This is a genomic window from Micromonospora sp. WMMA1998, from assembly GCF_027497375.1.
In the GTDB taxonomy this organism is placed as follows: Bacteria; Actinomycetota; Actinomycetes; order Mycobacteriales; family Micromonosporaceae; genus Micromonospora; species Micromonospora sediminicola.
The window spans coordinates 1,255,540-1,272,457 of sequence record NZ_CP114911.1 but is presented as its reverse complement, the minus strand read 5'-3'; the positions used below and the strand labels follow the sequence as shown (position 1 = coordinate 1,272,457).

The 16,918-nt window shown below is 74.7% G+C and carries 15 protein-coding genes and 1 riboswitch; of the genes, 9 read left to right on the top strand and 6 right to left on the bottom strand.

What is annotated here, in order from left to right; translation table 11 throughout:
- The first annotated feature begins 1 nt into the window (after position 1).
- Positions 2-1,351 (top strand): hypothetical protein, encoded by a 1,350-nt coding sequence (locus O7600_RS05410; RefSeq protein ID WP_281592582.1) that lies wholly within the window; start codon positions 2-4, stop codon positions 1,349-1,351.
- 73 nt (positions 1,352-1,424) lie between these two features.
- Positions 1,425-1,628: a hypothetical protein gene (locus tag O7600_RS05405; protein ID WP_281592581.1), complete on the top strand. Its 204-nt coding sequence runs from the start codon at positions 1,425-1,427 to the stop codon at positions 1,626-1,628.
- Positions 1,629-2,367: 739 nt separating this feature from the next.
- On the opposite strand, the gene O7600_RS05400 is transcribed toward O7600_RS05405, so the two are convergent.
- The 4 genes from O7600_RS05400 to O7600_RS05385 all read right to left on the bottom strand — a co-directional run bounded on the left by O7600_RS05400 (position 2,368) and on the right by O7600_RS05385 (position 6,338).
- A complete protein-coding gene (locus O7600_RS05400; RefSeq protein ID WP_281592580.1) occupies positions 2,368-3,093 on the bottom strand; it encodes an SGNH/GDSL hydrolase family protein in 726 nt (241 codons plus the stop codon).
- A 115-nt stretch (positions 3,094-3,208) separates the two neighbouring features.
- Complete coding sequence (locus tag O7600_RS05395; protein WP_281592579.1) at positions 3,209-3,523, bottom strand: hypothetical protein; 315 nt, start codon at positions 3,521-3,523, stop codon at positions 3,209-3,211.
- 35 nt (positions 3,524-3,558) lie between these two features.
- Positions 3,559-4,782, bottom strand: a complete 1,224-nt coding sequence (locus tag O7600_RS05390) for an MFS transporter (protein WP_281592578.1) — start codon at positions 4,780-4,782, stop codon at positions 3,559-3,561.
- Complete coding sequence (locus tag O7600_RS05385; RefSeq protein WP_281592577.1) at positions 4,779-6,338, bottom strand: AMP-binding protein; 1,560 nt, start codon at positions 6,336-6,338, stop codon at positions 4,779-4,781. Before O7600_RS05385 ends, O7600_RS05390 begins: the two co-directional genes overlap by 4 nt.
- 308 nt (positions 6,339-6,646) lie before the next feature.
- Between O7600_RS05385 and O7600_RS05380 the strand changes: the two genes are divergently transcribed.
- The 7 genes from O7600_RS05380 (at position 6,647) to araB (ending at position 14,703) form a co-directional block, all read left to right on the top strand.
- On the top strand, positions 6,647-7,930 hold the full coding sequence (locus tag O7600_RS05380; protein ID WP_281594074.1) for an SGNH/GDSL hydrolase family protein: 1,284 nt from the start codon (positions 6,647-6,649) through the stop codon (positions 7,928-7,930).
- A 67-nt stretch (positions 7,931-7,997) separates the two neighbouring features.
- Positions 7,998-9,221, top strand: coding sequence for a cytochrome P450 (locus O7600_RS05375; protein ID WP_281592576.1), 1,224 nt, complete (start codon positions 7,998-8,000; stop codon positions 9,219-9,221).
- Positions 9,218-10,216, top strand: a complete 999-nt coding sequence (locus O7600_RS05370) for an alpha/beta hydrolase (protein WP_281592575.1) — start codon at positions 9,218-9,220, stop codon at positions 10,214-10,216. The genes O7600_RS05375 and O7600_RS05370 overlap by 4 nt, the downstream gene beginning before the upstream one ends.
- The gene (locus tag O7600_RS05365) at positions 10,209-11,354 is read left to right on the top strand and encodes an alpha-hydroxy acid oxidase (RefSeq protein WP_281592574.1); all 1,146 of its coding nucleotides are present in this window, start codon (positions 10,209-10,211) and stop codon (positions 11,352-11,354) included. The genes O7600_RS05370 and O7600_RS05365 overlap by 8 nt, the downstream gene beginning before the upstream one ends.
- A gap of 1 nt (position 11,355) precedes the next feature.
- The gene (locus tag O7600_RS05360; RefSeq protein ID WP_281592573.1) at positions 11,356-12,669 is read left to right on the top strand and encodes a PLP-dependent aminotransferase family protein; all 1,314 of its coding nucleotides are present in this window, start codon (positions 11,356-11,358) and stop codon (positions 12,667-12,669) included.
- A gap of 69 nt (positions 12,670-12,738) precedes the next feature.
- On the top strand, positions 12,739-12,990 hold the full coding sequence (locus O7600_RS05355; RefSeq protein WP_091574162.1) for a hypothetical protein: 252 nt from the start codon (positions 12,739-12,741) through the stop codon (positions 12,988-12,990).
- Positions 12,991-13,029: 39 nt separating this feature from the next.
- Positions 13,030-14,703, top strand: a complete 1,674-nt coding sequence (araB, locus tag O7600_RS05350) for a ribulokinase (RefSeq protein ID WP_281592572.1) — start codon at positions 13,030-13,032, stop codon at positions 14,701-14,703.
- 34 nt (positions 14,704-14,737) lie between these two features.
- Here the strand turns inward: araB and O7600_RS05345 are convergent, their stop codons facing one another.
- Complete coding sequence (locus tag O7600_RS05345; RefSeq protein WP_281592571.1) at positions 14,738-16,174, bottom strand: glycine hydroxymethyltransferase; 1,437 nt, start codon at positions 16,172-16,174, stop codon at positions 14,738-14,740.
- Positions 16,175-16,192: 18 nt separating this feature from the next.
- Positions 16,193-16,282, bottom strand: a riboswitch (ZMP/ZTP riboswitch).
- Positions 16,283-16,414: 132 nt separating this feature from the next.
- A complete protein-coding gene (locus O7600_RS05340) occupies positions 16,415-16,915 on the bottom strand; it encodes a hemerythrin domain-containing protein (protein ID WP_281592570.1) in 501 nt (166 codons plus the stop codon).
- Positions 16,916-16,918 lie beyond the last annotated feature (3 nt).

The window sequence follows — 16,918 nt, the reverse complement described above, 5'->3', positions numbered from 1 at the left end:
CATGGATCCGAACTACCCGTGGCCGCCGCTCGGCCAGGCGTGGACCGACCTGCCCGAGTCCACCCGCGCGGCGATGGTGGCGGCCGGCGCCGAGACGTGGGAGAAGATCTTCCACGGCCGGGCCACCTACAACAGGCAGTGGCGGCTGGCCCGCCCGCCGGTGCTCACCGCGGACGCGTTCGGTGAGCTGAACGAGGTCTGCGACCGGATCGCCCAGCTCATCCTGGAGGCGTGCCGGCGCCGCGCCGGCACCGCCGGTGAGTTGCGCCGGCTACTCGACGTGCCGGAGGGGGAGACCCGCCTGCTCGACCCGGACGAGACGCTGCACGACGGGCTGCTCGCCGCGTACCGCCCGGACGTGCTCTTCTCCGGCGGCGTGCCGTGCATCGTGGAGTACAACATCGACAGCAGCCTCGGTGGCGGCTTCGACGCCGACACGGTGATCCAGCGCTACGCGGAGCTGTACCGCTCGCGCGACGTGCTCCGCGGCCTGCGGCCCGCGCCGTCCCTGCTGGACCAGCGGTTCGTGGCGATCCGGGACACGCTCGGCCTGCCCGAGGGCGCCCGGGTGGCGCTGCTGATGGACTTCGAGGCGGACTATCCCGGGCTGGACGACCCGGAGACGTTCATCCGGATCCTCTCGCCGCTGGTCGACCAGGCCCGGCCTTTCGGCATCGACCTGGTCATCGCCCCGCTCGCCACCGCCACGCTCGACGGGGAGAGTCGCCTCGTCGTCGGCGGCGCGCCGGTGGACGCGCTGTTCCGGTTGTTCGTGCCGAACCGGGTCACGCCCAGCGCCGGCCTGGACGCGGTGGCCGGCGCGCTGGCCGCCGGGACGCTGCCGATGTTCGTCAGCAGCGCGGCCTGGCTGCTCAGCAACAAGCTCAACTACGCCTGGCTCTGGGCCGACCTCGACCTGCTGCCGGAGCCCGACCGGGCGCTGATCCGCCGGTACGTGCCGCACACCGTCGCGCTCACCGCCGACCAGCTCGACCGGGCGCTGGCCGGGCAGGCCGACCTGGTCGCCAAGCCGGCCGGCGGCTCGGCCGGGCACGGGGTGCTGATCGGCCGGGAGATGAGCGCGGTGGCCTGGGAGGACGGGGTGCGCGCCGCGATCGACGCGGGCGGCAACATCCTCCAGCGCTATCACGAGGCGGACCGGGTGGCGATGGACTTCGTGCAGATCGAGACCGGGGAGACGGTCACCGCCGAGGTGCCCTGGAGCCTGGCGCCGTACCTGTTCGGGCGCACCGGCTCCGGCGCGCTGGCCCGGGTCGGCTATCCCGGCTGCGAGGGCGTGCTCAACCTGGCCCGGGGCGTCCTCATGAGCGGCGTCCTCCTCACCGACTGACCCCGCCGGCGGCTGTCTGCGCATCCTGGCGCCGGTCCCGGCCGGCGTCGCCACGAAGTTCGAGGCGATCACCATGGTCACCGGCGTGGTCTCGCTCTTCGCCCGCAGCGCGGCGGCCACCGGCACGGTGACGTTCGACCACGTCGACCTGGCGGACTACCCGCACCTGGCGGCGGCGTTCGCCGCACCCTCGCCGGCCCCGCCGCCCGGGGACGACCTGTTCGCCCGCACGCTGCGCGCGCTGCTCACCGGCCTCCTGGCCGCCGACCGGCCCTGAGGTGCCCTCCCGACCACCGACGGGCGGATCCCGACGTTCCCGACCGTGCCTGGGTCGTGGCCGGTCTCGGTGGTGGCGCTCGCATCGGGCGGCGCGATGCGTCTTCGACTGTCTTTCCGGGTGCGGTTCCTGGTGTGCCCGACCGCGCCTGGTCGTGACCGGTCTCCGTGGTGGTGTTCGGGTCGGGCGGCGCGATGCGTCTTCGACTGTCTTTCCGGGTGCGCCTCCTGGTGTGCCCGACCGCGCCTGGTCATGACCGGTCTCCGTGGTGGCGTTCGCGTCGGGCAGCGCGATGCGTTTCCGACTGCCTTTCGAGCTGATATCAGAAACGACTCAGAGCGTGCCGGCGACGGTCGGATCCCGGCGACGGCGTCGGTGAGTCGTTGGTGATATCAGCTCGAGAGGCACTCGCAGGGGATCGGTCTCCGCCACAGGCTCCGGGAGTCGTCCAGCCCGGTCGGGCCCGGCGCGTGTGCTCGCGGGAACCGGCCCGTGCCGGAGTCGCCGGCCGGCCCGAGCCGCACGCCTGAGCCGCACGCCGCGAGCCGCACGCCTGAGCCGCGCGCCGCGAGCCGCACGCCTGAGCCGCGCGCCGCGAGCCGCACGCCTGAGCCGCGCGCCGCGAGCCGCACGCCTGAGCCGCGCGCCGCGAGCCGCACGCCTGAGCCGCTCACGTCCGGATCCGACCGGCGCGCAGAGCCGCGCCACGGACGGCGTCGGACCGGTCCGGTGTGCGCGGCTATGTGGCGGGGGTCGGTCCGTGCCGGAGATCGTCGCCGGCGGGTGGCCGGGAGGTGTCGCGGGTGGCGAGGACGCGCAGGGTCTCGGCGGTCGCGATCGCGTCGCTGCGGGCGCTGCCGTGCCGGCCGTCGCCGCTGTAGAGCGACGGGTCCGCGACCAGCGGGTGGTCGGTCAGGTGCACGTGCAACGTGCCGAGGCGCCGCGCCACCGCCCCGGTGTGCCGGGACAGTCGGCGCATCCGCTCGCCCAGGCCGGCCCGCACCGCGTCCGGCACGGCCGGGCTGTGGGACACGTCGAACATGCCCACCGTGATCACGTCCGCCCCCGCGTCGCGCAACGCGGTGACCATCGCGGACAGTTCGGCGTCGACCGCGTCCGGGTCGTACCCGGGTCGGAACGCGTCGTTGCCGCCGCACACCACCAGCGCCAGGTCCGGGCCGAAGGCCAGCGCGTCGGCCAGTTGGGTGGCCCGCACCTCGTGCGCGCGCAGCCCACGCCGACCCAGGTTCAGGTAGGCCAGGTCGGGCCGCACCGCGCGTAGCTCGGCCGCGATCCGGTCGGCCCACTGGACGTCCGGATAGCCGTCGACCGGCTCGCAGAGCCCTTCCGCGACGCTGTCGCCCAGCACCACGAACCGGTGCCACGGATGACCGCGCACCAGCTCGCCGGCCTCACCGGGGCGCAGGCACCACGGGTCCGTCGCTTCGGTCAGCGTCGATGGCATGCCCGGCAGGCTAGCCGAGCCGACGCGCCGGAGGAAGACCGTCAGGCGCCGGCCCGGTGCGCGGCGGCGAGCCGATTCGGGGCGCGGGCATACCACGCCTCGGTGAGCAACTCGGTCAGCTCGGCCGCCCCGATCCGGTCGAGCCGCACCAGCACCGCCGGGTAGCCGTCGAGGTGGGGCACGGTGAAGTAGACCGCCGGTCGTCGGCGAGCAGCGCCTCCTTGGCGCCCAGGTCGGGCACCCGGGCGGCGAGGATCGGCCCGTCGGGGGCGGCGTCGCCGAGCGTGTCGAGGTCGGCGCGGCGCAGCGGCCGTTCCCAGGCGAACATCTTGTCGCGCACCCGCCAGGCCGGCAGGTCGTCGTAGGACCCGCGCTCGGTGGTCTCGGGCAGGGCCAGCGCGACCCGCCGGACGTCGTCCCAGCTCGCCATGGGCCGACCCTACGCCCACCCGCCGACACCGCCGCTCAGGCCGGCGTGGCCGCGACCGGCTCCGCCGCCTGGCGGTCGGTCGACGAGCGGGTGAACAGCAGCGGCACCACGGTGAGCACCAGGCAGGCCACCGCCATCACCAGCAGCGCCCGGTGCAGCCCGAGCGCCGCCACCGACCAGCCGCCGAGCAACGCGCCGACCGGCAGGCCCAGGAAGGCCACCGAGCCGGAGATGCCCAGCACCCGGGTCTGCAACGCCTCCGGCACCCGCTGGTAGAGCGCCGCGCCGAGCAGTGGGTTCACCGCCGCGATCCCGATGCCGGACAGGAACGTGACCACCAGCACCACGACCAGGTCGTCGCTGAGCGCCAGGGCGAGCAGCCGGGGCGTGCCGCTGAGCGCCAGCCCCAGCGCGAACACGGCCTGCCCGGGCAACCGCGTGCCGAGCACGGTGAACAGCAGGTTGCCCAGCAGCGCGCCGGCGGAGAACACACCCAGCAGCAGTCCGAACCCGGCCGGGTCGCCGAGCACCTCGCTCACCCAGAGCGGAATCCACACCGCGACGCTGGCGTTGGCGAACATGTTGGACGCCGACACCACGATCAGCATGGTCAGCAGCGTCCGGTCGGTGCGCAGGTACGCGAAGCCGCCGCGCAGCGCCCGCAGGTAACGCTCCCGGGGCGCCGGGTGCGCCGGCGCCGGCGGCCGGACCAGCAGCCCGATCAGCAGCGCGCACACCGCGAACGTGGCCGCGTCGATCCAGATCGCCCGGGTCAGCCCCACCCAGTCGATGAGCAGACCACCCAGCACCGCGCCGAACAGCGTCATGCCCCGGGCCAGCCCGTCGTAGGCGGAGGTGAGCCGGATCAGCGGCACGCCGGCCCGCTCCGCGGCCGGCTTGAACAGCACGTGCTTGACCCGGTCACCGATGCCGCGCAGCCCGCCCGCGACGGCCACCAGCACCAGCAGCGTGCCGAAACCCAGCCAGGGCGCCAACGCCACCACCGCCATCGCGGCGGCGCTCGCGGCGTCCACGACGACCGAGGTGCGGCGTACCCCGAACCGGTCCGCCCACGGGGTGGCCAGCGCGCTGGAGAGCATGTACGGCAGTGTCTCCGCGGCCGCGACCAGGCCCATCCGGGTCGGGCTGCCGGTGGTCTCCAGCACCAACCAGGGGATGGCGACCACCGAGATCCGGGTGCCGAGGTTGGACAGCAGGTCGGCGCCGACCAGGGTGTACAACTCCCGGCGCGGGTTCACGCCGAGGTCCCCACCGAGTCGGTGTCGGCCGGGTGCGCGGCGGCGTACCGGGCCCGCAACGCCTGTTTGTCGACCTTCGCGGAGCGGTTCAGCGGCAGCGCGTCGACGAACTCCACCGCGCCCGGCGCCCACGTCTCGCTCAGTTCCCGGCTCACCAGCGCGATCAGCTCGTCGCCGGTGACGGTCGCGTCCGGCGCGGGCACCACGTACGCGTGGGGCAGTTCCCCGGCCACCGGGTCCGGCACGCCGATCACCGCCGCGGCGCGGACCTCGGGGTGGCCGGCGAGGACGTCCTCGATCGGGCGTGAGTAGATCGGCCAGCTGCGCTGCCGGGTGAGGATCCGGTCCTGGAGCCGGTCCACCAGGTAGAGGAACCCGTCGCCGTCGAGGTGGCCGATGTCGCGGGTGCGCACCCAGCCGTCGACCAGCGATTCGGCGGTCAGCTCGGGCTGACCGTGGTAGCCGGCGAAGCTGAGCTTCGTGCGCACCCACACCTCGCCGTCGACGTCGGCCGGCAGCACCCGCCCGTCGGCGTCACGGATCTGCACCGTCACGTCCCCGTACGGCCGGCCACAGGACCGCAGCCGCTCCGGATGCTCCGGGTCCTCGGTGAGCCCCGGCAGCGCGCAGATGACCACGGCCTCGCTGAGCCCGTAGACGATCCGCAGGCACGGGCCGAACCGGGCGATCGCCTGACGCAACCGGGCCGGCGCGGCCGGCCCGGCGCCCACGTTGAACATGAACATCGCGGAGAAGTCGGCGCCCGGCAGGTCGGGGTGGTCGAGCACCTCGTAGAGCATCGGCGGGGTGACGAACGTGGAGGTGAGCCGCTCGGCGTCCACGGTGGCGACGAACGCGGCCGGGTCCCACCGCTCGCGCAGGAACAGCACCCCACCGGTGAACAGGTTGAACAACGTGGTGATCTGGCCGCTGGCCAGCCACATCGGCGAATGTGACAGGTGCCGCAGCAGCGGGAACCCGGCGCCCCGGAAGTCGGCGGCCAGCGCGAGCACCTGCCGGTAGAAGCTCTCCCGGTGGTGCACCAGCTTCGGGGTGCCGGTGGTGCCGCTGGTCTGCAGGAACGACTCCGGCGCGGGCCCGTCGGCCGGTGGCGCCGCCGGCTCCGCGCCGCCGGCGGTCAGGTCCGGCCCGGCGCCGCCCGGCCCGAGGCAGAGCACCGGTACGCCGGCCAGGCCCGCGGCGAGCTGCCCGCCCAGCGGGTCGCGCGGGTCGTGCACGAAGACCTCCGGTTCGGCCAGCGCGACGAACTCGTCGATCTCGCGGCGGGAGGTGACCGGGGCGATCCACATGCTGCGGCAGCCGAGCAGGTGCAGCGCGAGTTGCAGCAGCGGCCCCTCGAGCGTGTTGCCGAGCATTACCAGCACCGCCGCGCCCGGCCGGACGCCGTGCCGGCGCAGCGCGGCGGCCAGCCCTCGTACCTCGGCGGCGACCTGGCTGTAGGTCAGCCGGCGGTCGCCCGCGACCAGCGCCTCCCGGTCACCGAATCCGGCGAACAGGTCCAGCGCCTCGTGCACGTAGTTCGGGCGGTCGGTCATGGCAGCCCCCATCGTGGTCCGCGAACGGCATCCGAGCAGGTCGGAGTCGGGATACGACGGCAGGTGCCAGGGTCGGCGACCGCACCGCCGCCGGTTCCGAGCCTAGGCAGCGACGGTCCACCGCGGACAGAGCCGATCGGCGTCGGCTCGCGCCCCCCGGGCATTTGATCAGGTCGATCAGGTTGATTGACGCTCGTCATCGCAGACGGCTAGTTTCCCGTCCATCGACCGGGCGTGGCGCCGACCGCGCCACGCCCGGGGCTGCCGACCATGGAGGATCGATGCCGACCCCGAAGAGATGGCACGTCATAGCTTCCGCCGCAACGCTGCTGCTCGCCGGCACCCCGGCGGTCACCGCGAGCGCCGGACCCACCGACACCGACCGCGCCGGGCACGGGCGCGCGGAGTGGGCCGGGAGCTGGGCCGCGGCGGTGACCCGCGGGAACACCGTGGGCCTGACCAACACCGGGCTGAACGACCAGAGCATCCGGATGACCGTGCAGACCACGGTGGGTGGTCCCCGGCTGCGGGTCCGGCTCACCAACCTCTACGGCGAGCAGGCGGTGAAGGTGGGCCACGCGACGATCGCCCGGCCGAACACCGCCACCACCGACGACCTGTCCGACGTCGACCCGGCCAGCGTCCGCGAGCTGCGGTTCTCCGGCGGCACGTCGGCGACCATCAACAAGGGCGCGGAACTGCTCAGCGACCCGCTGCCCTATCCGGTGGCCGAGCAGGAGGACCTGGTGGTCACCCTGTACTTCCCGGTGCTCACCGGCCCGGTCACGTTCCACGGCCAGTCCCGGGTCACCAACTTCATCGGCGCGACGGACCTGACCACGACCGCCGGCGGCGCCGGATTCACCATCAAGCCCAACTGCTGCTGGATGTTCCTCTCCGGCATCGACGTCGAGCGCCGGGCCAGCCCGGGCTCGGTGGTGGTGCTCGGCGACTCCATCGGCGACGGCAACGGCAGCACGGTCAACGCCGACCAGCGGTGGCCGGACCTGCTCGCCGAGCGCCTGATCGACGCCCGCCCGGAGGTCCGCACCCCGGGTGTGCTCAACCTCAGCCTGGCCGGCAACCGGCTCAACCACGAGGGCACCGAGCCCGGCGCGGGCGGCTTCCCCGGCTACTACGAGCTGGGCCCGAACGCGTTGGCCCGGCTCAACGAGGACGTGTTCCCGCAGACCGGGGCGCGCACCGTCATCACCCACCTGGGCATCAACGACATCTGGATGAGCGGCGACAGCGCGGAGGCGATCATCGCCTCGCTGCGGCAGCTCAACCAGCAGGTCAAGGCCCGCGGTCTGACCAGCCTGGTCGGCACGATCACGCCGTACGAGGGCAACGGCGGGCCGGGGGTGTGGACCGAGGAGAAGGACGCCACCCGCAACGCGGTCAACACCTGGTTGCGCGGCGCCGGGCGGGCCGAGTTCGACGGCGTGCTCGACTTCGACGCCGTGCTGCGGGACCCGACGCGGCCGAGCCGGCTGCTGCCGGCGTACGACGCCGGGGACCACATCCACCCGAACGACGCGGGCGCGCGGGCGATGGCGAACGCCGTCCCGTTGCGGTTGCTCGGGCTGTGACACCGGGCGGGGGCGGCGTCGGCACGGCGGCCGCCCCCGCCGCCATTCCTGGGGAGGAACGACCGCCGTGGACGTCAGCGAGATTCTCACCGGCCTGTACAGCGAACAGGGCCGGCAGAACCCCTATCCCTTCTACGCGGCCCTGCACGCGCACGGGCCGATCAACCACATTCCCGTCCGGGCCGAGCACAGCACCGTGACCGCCGTCGCCGGCGGCTACGACGTGGTGGACCGGATCCTGCGCGATCCCGGCTGGTACAAGGGCTTCCCGCCGGGCTGGGAGGAGCAGGAGATCCTGCGCACCTTCCTCACCTCGATGATGTTCGTCAACCCGCCCGACCACACCCGGATGCGGGCCGTCTTCGCGCGGACCTTCACGCCGCGCCGGCTCGGCGCGCTGGAACCGGTGGTGGTGCGGATCGTGGAGGAGCGGCTGGACCGGATGGCCGAGGCCGGCGCGCACGGCGCGGAGGTGGACTTCGTCGCCGACTTCGCGTACCCGGTCCCGGCCCTGGTGATGGCCGAGTTCGTCGGCCTGCCGGCGGCGGACCTGGCCTGGTACCGGCAGCGGGTCGACTGGATCGACGAGTACATGGACGTCTCCGGCAAGACGCCGGAGCGGCTGGCCCGGGCCAACCAGGCCGCCGAGGAACTGCGGGTCTACTACCGGGACCTGATCGCCCACCGGCGCCGCTCACCCGCCGCCGACCTGATCAGCGGGCTGGTCGAGGTGCTCGACGCGGGCGATGTCGACCTCACCGAGGACGAGCTGATCAGCAACCTGATCGTGCTGTTCAACGCCAGCTTCGTCACCACCGTCTACATGTTCAGCAACGGGCTTCCGCTGCTGCTGGACCACCCCGAGGTGACCGCCGCGCTGCCCGGCGACGACGCGCTGGCCCGCGGCTGCGTGGACGAGGTGCTGCGGATGGAGAGTCCGGTGCACTTCCTGGCCCGCTCCGCGCCCGCCGACGCCGACGTGGACGGCGTCCCGGTCGCGCGCGACGACAACGTGCTGCTGCTGATCGCCGCCGCCAACCGGGACCCGGCCCGGTTCCCCGACCCGGACCGCTTCGACCCGCGCCGCGCCGGGCCGCCGTCGCTGGCGTTCGGCGTCGGGCTGCACTTCTGCCTCGGCTCGGCGGTGTCCCGGCTGGAGGGACGGATCGCGCTGCCCCGGCTGTTCGCCCGCTTCCCCCGCCTCGCCGTCACCCAGCCCTACACCTACAGCGGGAGTCTCTTCCTGCGCGGCATCGACAAGCTCTTCGTCACCACCGGGGAGGCCGGATGACGCTCGACCCGCAGGTCCTCGCGTGGCGGGCCGCGCGCGCCGCCACCGGCACCGCGCCGCTCTACACCCAGACCCTCGCCGACGCCCGTGCCGCCGACCTCGCCGCGATCCGCGCCGGCTCCGGCGCGGTCGAGCCGGTCGCCGAGGTACGCGACACGCAGGTGCCCGGCCCGGGCGGGCCGCTGCCGGTGCGGATCCACCGGCCGCCCGGCGACGGCCCGCTGCCCACGCTGGTCTGGTTCTTCGGCGGTGGCTGGACGCTCGGCAGCGTGGACACCGCCGACGGGATCTGCCGCCGCCTGGTCAACCTGGCCGGCTGCCAGACCGTGACCGTCGGCTACCGGCTGGCCCCGGAGCACCCGTTTCCGGCCGCGGTGGAGGACTGCCACGCCGGGTTGCGCCACGTCGCCGCGCGGGCCGACGAGTTCCGCGTCGACCCGGACCGGCTGGCCGTGGGCGGTGACAGCGCCGGCGGCAACCTGGCCGCCGCGGTGACGCTGCTGGCCCGCGCCGACGGCGGTCCCCGGCTCGCCGCCCAGGTGCTGGTCTACCCGAACACCGACCAACGCCCGGGCGCGCGCCCGACCGACGACGAGGACCCGCTGCTGTTCAACCGGCACTCGGTGCGGTGGTACCGGGACCACTACCTCGCCGACCCCGGCGACGCCGCCCACCCGCTCGCCTCGCCGCTGCTCGCCGAGAACCTGTCCGGCCTGCCCCCGGCGCTGGTCGTCACGGCCGGGCACGACCCGCTGCGCGTCGAGGGCCGGCGGTACGCCGAGCGGCTGCGGGAGGCCGGCGTACCCACCGAGACGGCCGACTACCCGGGTATGGTGCACGGCTTCTTCGCCATGCCGGGCGTGTTCGACGCCGGTCGCGAGGCCCAGGAACGGACCGCCGCGTTCCTGCGCGAGCGGTTCGGCCTCGACCCGGCCGCTCCGCCGGCGGGCGGGACCTCGGCCGGGAGCGCGGCGGGGGTGGGCGTCCATGGCTGAGGCGCCCGGCGCGGCGACCGGCGGGGCGCCCCGGGTGGCCGACCCGGCGCCGGGGTTCGTGCCGCCGGTCAGCCTGGCCGACTTCGCCGCGCCGGCACGGGCGGCGCTGCCGGCCGACGTGTGGGACTTCGTCGACGGCGGCAGCGGCACCGAGACCGCGCTGGCCGCGAACCGGGCCGCGCTGGACCGGGTGGCGGTGCTGCCCCGGATGCTGGCCGGTGTGGACGACCCGTCCACCGAGGCGGCGCTGCCGGGCGGCCGGGCCGCGCTGCCGGTGGCGGTCGCGCCGATGGCGTACCAGCGGTTGTTGCACCCGGACGGCGAGCCGGCGCTCGCGGCGGCGGCCGGCGCGGCGGGCGTGCCCTACGTGGCCAGCACGCTGTCCAGCACGCCGATCGAGGAGATCGCCGCCACCGGCGCGACGGTCTGGTTCCAGCTCTACTGGCTGCGTGACCGGGGTCTGGTCGCCGACCTGCTGGACCGGGCGGCGGCCGCCGGCTGCGCGGCGCTGATGGTGACCGTGGACGTGCCGGTGCTCGGCCGCCGGCTGCGCGACGCCCGCAACGGCTTCGCGCTGCCGCCGCACGTCACCGCCGCCAACCTGCCCGGCGACCGGGACGACCTGGCCCACCAGGGCACCCCCGGCGTGTCCGCGGTGAAGGCGCACACCGGCGCGGTCTTCGCCCCGGCGCTGAGCTGGGCCGACCTGGCCTGGCTGCGGGCGCGTACCCCGGTGCCGTTGCTGGTCAAGGGCATCCTGGACGCGCGCGACGCGGTCCGCGCGGCGGACGCCGGCGTGGACGCGGTGGTGGTCTCCAACCACGGCGGCCGGCAGCTCGACGCCGCCCCGGCCACGGCCGCCGTGCTGCCGGAGGTCGTCGACGCGGTGGGGGAGCGGTGCGCGGTGCTGCTGGACAGCGGCATCCGCAGCGGCACCGACGTGCTGCGGGCGCTCGCCCTCGGCGCGACCGGCGTGCTGGTCGGACGGCCGCTGCTGTGGGCGCTCGCGGCCGGCGGCCGGGCCGGCGCCGAGGCCGCCCTGGCGCTGCTCGCGGCCGAGCTGCGCGACGCCCTCATCCTCAGCGGCTGCCCGGACCCGGCCGCGGCCCGGCGGCTGCGCACCCGGATCGGAGGCTGACGTGGAGCCGGTGGACCTGGCCGTCACGGCGCTGCACGGCAGCGTCGACGACCCCGCGCTGAACTCGATGAACTTCCTCAACGAGGTGGCGCAGCACTACCCGGAGGCGGTGTCGCTGGCCGCCGGCCGGCCCTACGAGGAGTTCTTCGACTCGGCGCTGCTGCACGCGTACCTGGACCGGTTCCGCCGGCACCTCGCCGACGACCTCGGGCTGGACCGGGCGCAGGTCGACCGGACGCTGTTGCAGTACGGGCGGACCAAGGGGATCGTGCACCACCTGGTCGCCCGGCACCTCGCCGTGGACGAGCGGATGACCGTCGACCCGGACACGATCGTGGTGACGGTCGGCTGCCAGGAGGCGATGTTCCTGGTGCTGCGCGCGCTGCGGGCCGACCCGGCCGACGTGCTGTTCGCGGTCGCGCCCACGTACGTCGGGCTCACCGGCGCGGCCCGCCTGGTCGACCTGCCGGTGCGCCCGGTGGCCGGTGGGCCGGACGGGGTGGACCTGGCCGACCTGCGCGCCGGGGTGCGCCGGGCCCGGGCCGAGGGGCTGCGGCCCCGGGCCTGCTACGTGATGCCGGACTTCGCCAACCCGTCCGGGGTCAGCATGGACGCCGCGCACCGCCGCCGGCTGCTGGACCTGGCCGCCGCGGAGGACCTGCTGCTGATCGAGGACAACCCGTACGGCCTGTTCCCGGCGGCCGGCACGGACCGGCGGCCGACGCTCAAGGCGTTGGACACCGCGCGGCGGGTGGTCTACCTCGGCTCGTTCGCCAAGACCGTGCTGCCCGGCGCGCGGGTCGGCTACGTGGTCGCCGACCAGCGGGTGGGCGGCTCCGACGGCACGGTCGGCCCGCTCGCCGACCAGCTCGCGAAGATCAAGAGCATGGTCACGGTGAACACCTCGCCGATCAGCCAGGCGGTGATCGGGGGCGCGCTGCTGGCGCACGACTGCTCGCTGGTGGCCGCGAACGTGCGGGAGCGGGCCGCGTACGCCCGCAATCTGGGTCACCTGGTCGACGGACTGGCGCGGCGCTTCCCGGCCGGCGGGCCGGTGCGCTGGAGCGTGCCGGCCGGCGGCTTCTTCGTGGTGGTCACCGTGCCGTTCCCGGTGGACGACGCGCTGCTGCACCGCTCGGCCCGCGAGTACGGCGTGCTCTGGACGCCGATGGCGCACTTCTACGACGCCGGCACGCCGGTGCGCGCGCTGCGCCTGTCGGTGAGCGCGGTCACGCCGGCGCAGATCGACCTGGGCCTGGACCGGCTCGCCGCGCTGGTCGGCGACGTGACGGCCGGCGTGGGCGCGCCGGCGTGACGGCGCACTGTCGCCGTTCCGGCACCACCCGTGTTCCCCGGCGCGGCGCGCTCCGTTGATAATGGACGGATGGTTGCCTGGGAGTACGCGTTGCTGGTCCGCCGCTATCAGGGGCAGGGCCGCAATTTCCACGTCACGTTCGTCTGGTACGGCCCGGACGGCTCGCGCTCCGACGTGACCGCGTACGGCGACACCGCGATCGCCCACCTCAACCGGGTCGGCCGCGAGGGCTGGGAGCTGGTCTCCGCCGCCGAGGACGTGAACAACGTCCAGGGCAGCACCGAGGTGCACCGCTACCACCTCAAGCGCCCGCTGCGCTGACCCGATAGCGTCTCCCCGCCGGCAGGGGAGGGAGCAGCGGTGGGTCGCTACGTGGTCGGGGTGGACCTGGGCACGCTCTCCGGGCGGGCCGTGGTGGTCGACGTGGTCGACGGCGCCGAGCGGGGCGGCGCGGTGCACGCCTACCGGCACGGGGTGCTGACCGAGCGGCTCCCCGGCGGGCCGGCGCTGCCGCCCGGCTGGGCGCTGCAGGACCCGGCGGACCACGTCGAGGTGCTGCGGACCGCCGTGCCCGCCGCCGTCCGCGCCGCCGGGATCGACCCGGCCGAGGTGGTCGGCATCGGGGTGGACGCCACCTCGTGCACGGTGCTGCCCACCCTGGCCGACGGCACCCCGCTGGCCGAGCTGCCCGACCTGCGGGACCGGCCGCACGCCTGGCCGAAGCTCTGGAAGCACCACGCCGCCCAGCGGCAGGCCGAGCGGATCACCGCCCTGGCCGAGGCGCGCGGCGAGGGCTGGCTGTCCCGCTACGGCGGCCGGGTGTCCGCCGAGTGGCAGCTGGCCAAGGCGCTGGAGATGCTGGAGGAGGACCCGGCCGTGTTCCACCGGGCCGAACACTGGGTGGAGACGGCGGACTGGCTGGTCCGGCGGCTGTGCGGGCGAGCCACCCGCAACGCCTCCGCCGCCGGGTTCAAGGGGCTGCGGCAGGACGGCCGCGACCCGGACGCCGGCTTCCTCGCCGCGCTGCACCCGGAGCTGCCCGGCCTGCTGGCGAAGCTGGACCACGGCCCGCTGCTGCCGCCGGCCGCCCGCGCGGGCCTGCTGACCGAGGAGGCGGCCGGCTGGACCGGCCTGCCCGCCGGCGTCCCGGTCGCGGCCGGGGCCATCGACGCGCACGTGACCGCGGCGGCGGCCCGGACGGTCGCGCCGGGCCGGATGCTCGCCGTGCTCGGCACCAGCACCTGCCTGATCCTGAACGCGGAGCGTCGCCACGAGGTGCCCGGCGTCTGCGGGGTGGTCGCGGACGGGGTGACCGCCGGCCACTGGGGCTACGAGGCCGGGCAGAGCGGGGTCGGCGACATCTTCGCCTGGTACGTCGAGCGCGGGCTGCCCGCCGCGTACGCCGAGGAGGCCGCCCGGCGCGGCCTGTCGCCGCAGGACCTGCTGGACGCGCTCGCCGCCGACCAGCCGGTCGGCGGGCACGGGCTGCTGGCGCTGGACTGGCACAGTGGCAACCGTTCGGTGCTGATGGACCACGAGCTGAGCGGCGTGCTGGTCGGGCTCACGCTGGCCACCCGGCCGGAGGACATCTGGCGGGCGTTGCTGGAGGCGACCGCGTTCGGCGCCCGCACCGTGCTCGAGGCGTTCGGGTCCGCCGGGCTGGCCGTGGACGAGCTGACCGTGGCCGGTGGTCTCACCGCGAACCGGTTGCTGCTGCGCGTCTACGCCGACGTGCTGCGCCGCCCGCTGCACGTGCTGGCCGCCGCGCACCCGGCCGCGCTGGGCGCGGCGATCCACGCGGCGGTCGCCGCCGGCGTGTATCCGGACGTGGAGCGCGCCTCGGCCGCCATGGGCGCGGCCCACCGCGAGACGGTCCACCCGGACCCGGCCCGCGCCGACGCCTACGACGACCTGTACGCCGACTACCGCACCCTGCACGACCACTTCGGCCGGGGCGGCACCGACCTCCTGCACCGCCTCCACGCCCGCCGCGCCCGCCGTCCCGCCCCGGCCGACCCGTCCTCCCCGGGGTGACCAGGGAGTTCGGGTCGGCGGCGGCCGGTCGGAGTCAGGCCAGGTCGACGGTGGGGTAGAGGGGGAACGGGGTGAGCAGGTCGGCGGCCTGCTTGCCGACCTGCTCGGCGACCGCCGGGTCCAGGACGTACTTCGCCTTGGACGCGGCGCCGTCCGGGCCGGTGCCGGCCGTGGTCTGGCTGAGCACGGTGTGGATCAGCTCGGCGGTGGCGTCCATCTCGGTGGCGCCGAGCCCCCGGGTGGTCAGCGCGGGGGTGCCGATCCGGATGCCGGAGGTGTACCAGGCGCCGTTCGGGTCCTGCGGCACCGCGTTGCGGTTGGTCACGATGCCGGAGTCGAGCAGCGCCTGCTCGGCCTGCCGCCCGGTCAGCCCGTAGTTGGACACGTCGATGAGCACCAGGTGGTTGTCGGTGCCGCCGGTGACCAGCGTCGCGCCGCGGCGCAGCAGCCCGTCGGCGAGCGCCTGCGCGTTGTCGACGATCCGCTGGGCGTAGTCGGCGAAGTCGGGGCGCCGGGCCTCGGCCAGCGCGACCGCCTTGGCGGCCATCACGTGCGGCAGCGGGCCGCCGAGCACCATCGGGCAGCCCCGGTCGACCTGGTCGGCCAGCTCCGGACCGCACAGCACCATGCCGCCGCGCGGGCCGCGCAGCGACTTGTGCGTGGTGGTGGTGACGATGTGCGCGTGCGGCACCGGGTCGAAGTCGCCGGTGAAGACCTTGCCGGCGACCAGCCCGGCGAAGTGCGCCATGTCGACCATGAAGGTGGCGCCGACCGAGTCGGCGATCTCCCGCATGATCCGGAAGTTGACCTTCCGGGGGTACGCCGAGTAGCCGGCGACCAGGATCAGCGGCCGGAACTCGCGGGCCGCCTCGGCCACCCGGTCGTAGTCGATCAGCCCGGTCGCCGGGTCGGTGCCGTAGCTGCGCTGGTCGAACATCTTGCCGGAGATGTTCGGCCGGAAACCGTGGGTGAGGTGGCCGCCGGCGTCCAGCGACATGCCGAGCATCCGCTGGTCGCCCAGCTCCCGGCGCAACGCGAACCAGTCCGCCTCGGTGAGGTCGTTGACGTGGCGGGCCTGGGCCTTCTTCAGCGCGGGGGACTCGACCCGGTCGGCCAGGATCGCCCAGAAGGCGACCAGGTTGGCGTCGATGCCGGAGTGCGGCTGCACGTACGCGTGGGTGGCGCCGAACAGCTCCCGGGCGTGCTCGGCGGCGAGCGCCTCGACGGTGTCGACGTTCTGGCAGCCGGCGTAGAAACGCCGACCGACGGTGCCCTCGGCGTACTTGTCGCTGAACCAGTTGCCCATGGTCAGCAGCGTCGCGGGGGAGGCGTAGTTCTCGCTGGCGATGAGCTTCAGCGACTCGCGCTGGTCGGCCAGCTCCGCGCCGATGGCGTCGGCCACCCGCGGCTCGACGGCGCGGATCACCTCCAGCGCGCTGCGGAAGGCGGTGGACTCGGCGTTGCGCGACATGCGACCTCCTGGTGACGTGCGGAAGGCCCAGGCGCTCGGCATGCGTCCTCATGACGAGGCCGCTCCCCGATGGTGCTCCATCTCCACGCGCCAGTCACGGCCCGCGCCGATCCTACCGGGTGGGCCCGCGCCGGACCTGCGGGGTTGGGCCGCCCGTCGTGGGGCACATCCGGTGCGGGGCCGGTCCGCGACGGCGGGACCCGGCCGCAGGGCCGGGTCCCGCGGCGGGTCGGGGCCGGCTCAGGCGACGACGGCGTCGCGCGACTTCTTCAGCGCCGTCGGCTCGGTCGGCGTCTTCGGGGCCTTCGGCCGCAGGTCGAGCATCCGCTGGCCGATCTCCTGGAGCTGGTTACGTCCGAGCGCCTCGCGGACCTTCGGGAACCACTCCTGCTCCTCCTCCTCGACGTGGTGCAGCACGTTCTCGATCAGCACCGTCGTCTTGGCCACGTACCGTTCGTCGTCGGCGTCCATGGTGAACAGCTCGAAGCAGAGCACGTCCGCGACGTGGTGCTCCTCGTACGACTCGAGGATGTCGTCCTCGACGTCCGGCACCAGCTTGCGGACCTCGGGGTACATCACCTCGTTCTCCAGGTAGGTGTGCACCGTCAGGGCCTCGAGGATCTGCGTGACGATCTTCCCGCGCGCGCTCGCCGGGCCGTCCTCGGCGTCCTGGAACGCCTTGAACAGGCGGCGGATCTCCTTGTGGTCCTCCTTGAGCAGGACGATCGCGTCGGTGGACACCGG

Coding starts and splice junctions, on each gene's coding strand:
- O7600_RS05400 (WP_281592580.1), bottom strand. CDS start 3,093: ATGCCATCGACGCTGACCGAAGCGACGGACCCGTGGTGCCTGCGCCCC.
- O7600_RS05385 (WP_281592577.1), bottom strand. CDS start 6,338: ATGACCGACCGCCCGAACTACGTGCACGAGGCGCTGGACCTGTTCGCC.
- O7600_RS05405 (WP_281592581.1), top strand. CDS start 1,425: ATGGTCACCGGCGTGGTCTCGCTCTTCGCCCGCAGCGCGGCGGCCACC.
- O7600_RS05345 (WP_281592571.1), bottom strand. CDS start 16,174: ATGTCGCGCAACGCCGAGTCCACCGCCTTCCGCAGCGCGCTGGAGGTG.
- O7600_RS05370 (WP_281592575.1), top strand. CDS start 9,218: ATGACGCTCGACCCGCAGGTCCTCGCGTGGCGGGCCGCGCGCGCCGCC.
- O7600_RS05355 (WP_091574162.1), top strand. CDS start 12,739: ATGGTTGCCTGGGAGTACGCGTTGCTGGTCCGCCGCTATCAGGGGCAG.
- O7600_RS05410 (WP_281592582.1), top strand. CDS start 2: ATGGATCCGAACTACCCGTGGCCGCCGCTCGGCCAGGCGTGGACCGAC.
- O7600_RS05365 (WP_281592574.1), top strand. CDS start 10,209: ATGGCTGAGGCGCCCGGCGCGGCGACCGGCGGGGCGCCCCGGGTGGCC.
- O7600_RS05395 (WP_281592579.1), bottom strand. CDS start 3,523: ATGGCGAGCTGGGACGACGTCCGGCGGGTCGCGCTGGCCCTGCCCGAG.